This is a genomic window from Endozoicomonas sp. ALE010, assembly GCF_049310165.1.
Lineage (GTDB): Bacteria > Pseudomonadota > Gammaproteobacteria > Pseudomonadales > Endozoicomonadaceae > Endozoicomonas.
Genome location: NZ_JBLYNV010000135.1, coordinates 1 through 4,594, shown reverse-complemented (window position 1 = coordinate 4,594; position 4,594 = coordinate 1). Strand labels below are relative to the sequence as shown.

At 49.8% G+C, this 4,594-nt stretch carries 4 protein-coding genes and 1 pseudogene; 3 read left to right on the top strand and 2 right to left on the bottom strand.

The window, feature by feature from the left end; all coding sequences use genetic code 11:
* The first annotated feature begins 172 nt into the window (after positions 1–172).
* Together ACO6UY_RS24010 and ACO6UY_RS24005 are read left to right on the top strand one after the other, a co-directional pair.
* A complete protein-coding gene (locus ACO6UY_RS24010) occupies positions 173–409 on the top strand; it encodes a hypothetical protein (RefSeq protein WP_422491554.1) in 237 nt (78 codons plus the stop codon).
* Positions 410–772: 363 nt separating this feature from the next.
* Entirely contained in the window at positions 773–2,065 is a 1,293-nt protein-coding gene (locus tag ACO6UY_RS24005) for a restriction endonuclease (protein WP_422447457.1), read from the top strand.
* A gap of 435 nt (positions 2,066–2,500) precedes the next feature.
* Here ACO6UY_RS24005 and ACO6UY_RS24000 read toward each other — a convergent pair whose 3' ends face one another.
* Positions 2,501–2,929 (bottom strand): hypothetical protein, encoded by a 429-nt coding sequence (locus ACO6UY_RS24000; RefSeq protein WP_422468339.1) that lies wholly within the window; start codon positions 2,927–2,929, stop codon positions 2,501–2,503.
* Positions 2,930–3,390: 461 nt separating this feature from the next.
* A pseudogene (locus tag ACO6UY_RS23995) lies at positions 3,391–3,502 on the bottom strand (UTP--glucose-1-phosphate uridylyltransferase); the annotation flags it as partial.
* A 216-nt stretch (positions 3,503–3,718) separates the two neighbouring features.
* Here ACO6UY_RS23995 and ACO6UY_RS23990 point away from each other — a divergent pair.
* Positions 3,719–4,594: DUF1186 domain-containing protein (locus ACO6UY_RS23990; RefSeq protein ID WP_422491552.1), on the top strand; the 876-nt coding region annotated here is incomplete at its 3' end.

The window sequence follows — 4,594 nt, the reverse complement described above, 5'->3', positions numbered from 1 at the left end:
ATCGGTTTGAAGGAAAGACAATGGACGATCATGCAGATTTTGGGCAATTTTTACGAGTCGGTGTATTCCTGATAGGGGTGGTGAAAGGCAGATCTGGACACCCTTTTGAGCTTTGACGTTAGGTGCACCAAAGACGTACTCGAACTTTTCCCCCTGGTTAAATTCATCCAGCATGGCCAGTGCTTTTTTCAGCCGTGGTGTCCAGAGCGTGATTTCATCCAGTGAGCCTTTTGCCCTTCCGGGTGTAAGCTCTCAAAAACTGCTGGTGGAAGCTACCGGTGTCTTCAGCCACTGGCTGGGCATCGGCATCGGTGACCCTTACGACCCGGAGCCTGAAACCACCAAAGAGCCACTGGCCCACCCAGCCATGTTGACTCACGTCACTGTGGTACCATCGGAAGGGGATTGATATTATGAAGTGGCGGCTCGAGTGCCGGATGTTTTTGCCAGCCAGCAATACAAGTTCCGGGGTAAGAAACTCTACGAGTATTACTATGTGACGGAAACTCTACGAGTATTACTATGTGACGGAAACCGTCGAGTGCTTTACCGGTTTCACCCTGTTGGTGGTAGAACGGGAGTTACGACCAGGGCCTGGTATGTTTCTGGCCCTGCGTGAAGAGAATGGTAAAAAACAGTTGTGCAGCTTTCTGATCAGTTATAAAGGTCTGGCCAGACCAATACCCGTACGCCGGATATGCAGACCATTGGCCGGGTGCGAATTATGGATTACTGGGAATTGGAAGCAAAACGATAGGATGACAGGCAGCTGATGGAAGTAGTTGAATCCGGTTTTACGCCTGAAAAAACAGTCGCAGAAGCATCCCCGAAGCCCAGATTGCTGGTGCTTCAGGATCTTCAGCAAATGGACTGGAAACGGTTTGAGGAGCTGTCTCAGAGATATTTCCAAAAGAAGGGATATAACGCCCGTCTGACTGGTTCCGGTGCGGACGGGGGTGTTGATGTTATTCTGGAAAAAACGACACAGGAAGGAAGATCCGTTAAGGTTTACGTTCAGTGCAAAGCCTGGTCATACCAGAGGATAGGGGTTAAGGCGGTTCGTGAACTGTATGGGGTGATGGCTGCTGACGGCGTTCCGGTGGGCGTGTTTATCACCGCCAGTGATTTTACCGAAGATGCACAGGCCTTTGCCAAAGGTAAAAAGCTGCAACTGATTTCTGGCAACAGGCTTCTGACACTGATCAGCCAGTTGCCGGAAGTGCAGCAGAAAGAGCTGGCAACGGATAGCCTGTCTGGTGATTACGGGACTCCAACCTGCCCGCAATGTGATATCAAGATGGTGCTCAGAACTGTCTCAAAGGGAAAGAATAAGGGCAATCAATTCTGGGGCTGCAGAAACTTTCCGGGCTGTCATCAAAAGCTGTATTTGAAAAGGGATGAGAAGAACAGCAGCGTTTCATTAACCAGTGTTTTAGGTATTCCGCCAAAAGTAACAGGTGACTCTGTTGTCATTAACCGTCGTCGTGTTTCTGACCCTTCGAATGCTTATGACAGTGAGCCAATGGTTGCCAGAAAAACACGACGACCGAAGGTTTCCGGTAAGACCTCAAACGGGAATAGCCACAAACCATTGCTGATCAGTGGTGTTTTTGTATTTGTGGTTATGGCGTTGGTGATCAAGGGAATCTCAGCCGTATTGGCGTTCCTGTCAGAGTCCACCAATAGCCATGGGGCGAAAGTCCATCAGCAGGCACAACAGACCTATTTGGAAAAGGGAAACAGGCCAGAATCGTTATTTGTGGAAAATACAAACCGGACTTCTGAACCGATAAACCCGCCTGTTCAGCAATTATCGACTGCCTATGACCAGCAAGTGGCGATGATGGAGCAACAGGCTGTCCTGGCCAGTGATCAGAAAATACTACTTGAGATACAGGCCAACCGGGAGCAGGAACAAGCCAGGGCGAATGCCTGGAAAGCCTGGTATCAAATGCCCCGGGGTTGTGATGACTGGCTCTCTGAAGAACATATGATTGAATGCATTAACCAAAAGATGAGAGCCAAAAGGGAATTTGAACAGCTTTGGGCGGAAGGTAAGATCTAATCTCTCAAATCTCCGGAACCAATCGCCCCGCCTCCGCATACTGGTATTTTTTCTCCAGTATCTTCACCCCCCAATCATGATATGGTCCCGACTAAGAGCATCCTCTGGGTCTCAGGACAGGTTGCCAGCCAACCTTACTGTGCCAGCACCTTCTTCAATTTTGCTCAAGTGTCTTCCGACATAAACGAGACCCGCTCAAACAGTAAGTCCCGGTCCGGGTGTAATTCCAACAGGCTCATGCCACGGTCGGTATGTTTAGCGATAAAGGCCGACACCCGTCACTTTTTGCATAACGGCCTGCCAGGTTTCTCAGCTCTGCCAGTTTTATCGCTGTATTGCACAAACCACTCAATGTAGAGTCGTTCATTGGTGATGGCTGGGGCTTCGGGGATGGTGTCAGTGGTCCTCATATAGTGATTCGCTAAATCATTAAGGTCAGGCTTCAGCAGGTTGTAGCTCTTCCAGATAGGAAACAGGAAATGAAATCCAGGCATCCTGGCCCTGGATAATCATACCTGTGATCGATTTCACGCCAAGAAACATTTTGTACGCTTTGTCCCCTTTCATCTGGCCAATACGATATTCAGGCTGGATACGGTCAATGGCTGTTGACTTATGAGTGTACAGGACGGCATTGTGAAGGTCGTTTAAATAAACGGTGGGAATGTTCACAGGGCGCTTTTTGCTGATGAACACCAGCTCTTCAATCCCTTCGCCATCCACAAAGCTGCCATCATCAATGACATAAAAATAAACCCACTTGTCCCGCAGGAGCTGACACAATGATCTTAGGGCACTGGTACTATTGGTTGCGGTGATATTCTCAAGGGTTTGTTCGGTATCCATAAACGTTCGTTCATCCATACTCTACGATTGATTCTCGGTCAGCCTCCTGGTGCAGCTAGGCGTTGATACCCACAACGTTCGTGCTGAGGCTGTCGAAGGGCGGAAACTTCGAACTCTAATAGATCGTGCCAGGCACCCTTCGACTCCGCTCAGGGTGAGCGGAGGTTGTACACGTCAAACTCATTGAAACCATGTATTAGGGCAAAAAACAGGGCTCATGGGCAATTAGCTTAAAGCACTGCTCTATATCCTGATCATAAAAGACTTCGTGCCCGTTTGGTTGCGGGCATCCACATATAACTGCTCATAAATCTCTCTGCTGCCAGATACTGCTCTGATACATTGCATACAATCCAAGGTAGCCGAAAATTCCTACGCCATTGGCCAGGATATCCCCGTTCTCTTTTCAAGAGCGCTGCCCGCTTCCCGTAAAAGAAAAGCTGCTTTTTTCGGGAAGCGGGCAGCGTTCTTTGAAGGGCATAAAGCTTATCGTAGCAATATGGTCGCTTCGATAAAACCTTCAATACTGCCACAGTCAAAACGTATGCCCTTGAATTTATAAGCCAGCACACAACCACGCAGAGATTGCTTCTTCATTAGCACCCGAAAGGTACACTGGCAAAGCTTCCTGCTCAGACATGGCAATCAATTGATGAAAAAGGTCAACCCCGGCAATCCGCTCGGTAATATCCTGCGATAGGTATTAGAAGCAGTGGAGATAAGTAAGTTCTTCCGGGACAAACACTCTCAGCCTGTTTAAACGCTATCCTTATACAAAAATAGCGACAAGAGACAGGATGAGTACCCGTGAACATTGACGATGTTATCAACCGGTTATCAAACCATGTGATGGGTGAGCTGCCCAGAGAAACCCTGCTGGCGGCCAGTGAGCAGCGGACGGAATTGATTCCGCGCCTGCTGGACTATCTCGAAGGCGTTGCCGGGCAGGGGGATGAGATACCCGAAAGCCAGCGTGTGGATCTGGTCTTTTTTGCCTTTTACCTGCTGGCTCAGTTCCGGGAATCAAAGGCATTGCCGGTGATGCTCCGGATAGTGTCGGCCAAACCCCGGACGGTCAATCGACTGCTTGGTTATGTGGTCAGTGAGAGCCTGGCTCGAATACTGGCATCGGTGATCGCTGGTGAAGTAAGCAGCGAAAGTGACACCAGTAACGGATGTAACGTGGAACCACTGAAGCAGTTGGTTGAAAACACAGCGGTTCATCCTTGCGTTCGATCTTCCTGTTTGACCTGCCTGACGATTCTGGTTTTCCATGGGTTTCTACCCCGAGAGGTGCTGTTCAGCTACTTTCAGCAGCTGTTTAGTGATGGGCTTGAGCAGGAGCGGAGTCCGGTCTGGGACGGATTGGTCTCTAACTGCATCATTGCCGGAGCCGCCGAGCTGGAAACTTCTGTTTTGGACGTGTTTGACCGGGGACTGCTGACCGATTCATTTATGGGCAGGGAGCGGTTAGGTACGATGTTACAGGAGCATTCCGGCGAGGTAAGCTTTCCATCCTATGAAAGCTCTGCCCTGATTGATGATTGTGTGGCTGAGTTGCAAGGTTGGGCCAGCTTTAACAGCACGCGGCCGCAGGAGAAGCCCGCTGAAAGAGCACCTGTCGGAAGCAACGCGGAGCCAGAGGGCGCTCAGCGTGTGATGCGGCCCTGGCCAGCCAGAAAG

What these genes read in the sequence shown, in the direction of transcription:
- ACO6UY_RS24000 (WP_422468339.1), bottom strand. Translation starts at nt 2,929, where the DNA reads ATGGATGAACGAACGTTTATGGATACCGAACAAACCCTTGAGAATATC.
- ACO6UY_RS24010 (WP_422491554.1), top strand. Translation starts at nt 173, where the DNA reads ATGGCCAGTGCTTTTTTCAGCCGTGGTGTCCAGAGCGTGATTTCATCC.
- ACO6UY_RS24005 (WP_422447457.1), top strand. Translation starts at nt 773, where the DNA reads ATGGAAGTAGTTGAATCCGGTTTTACGCCTGAAAAAACAGTCGCAGAA.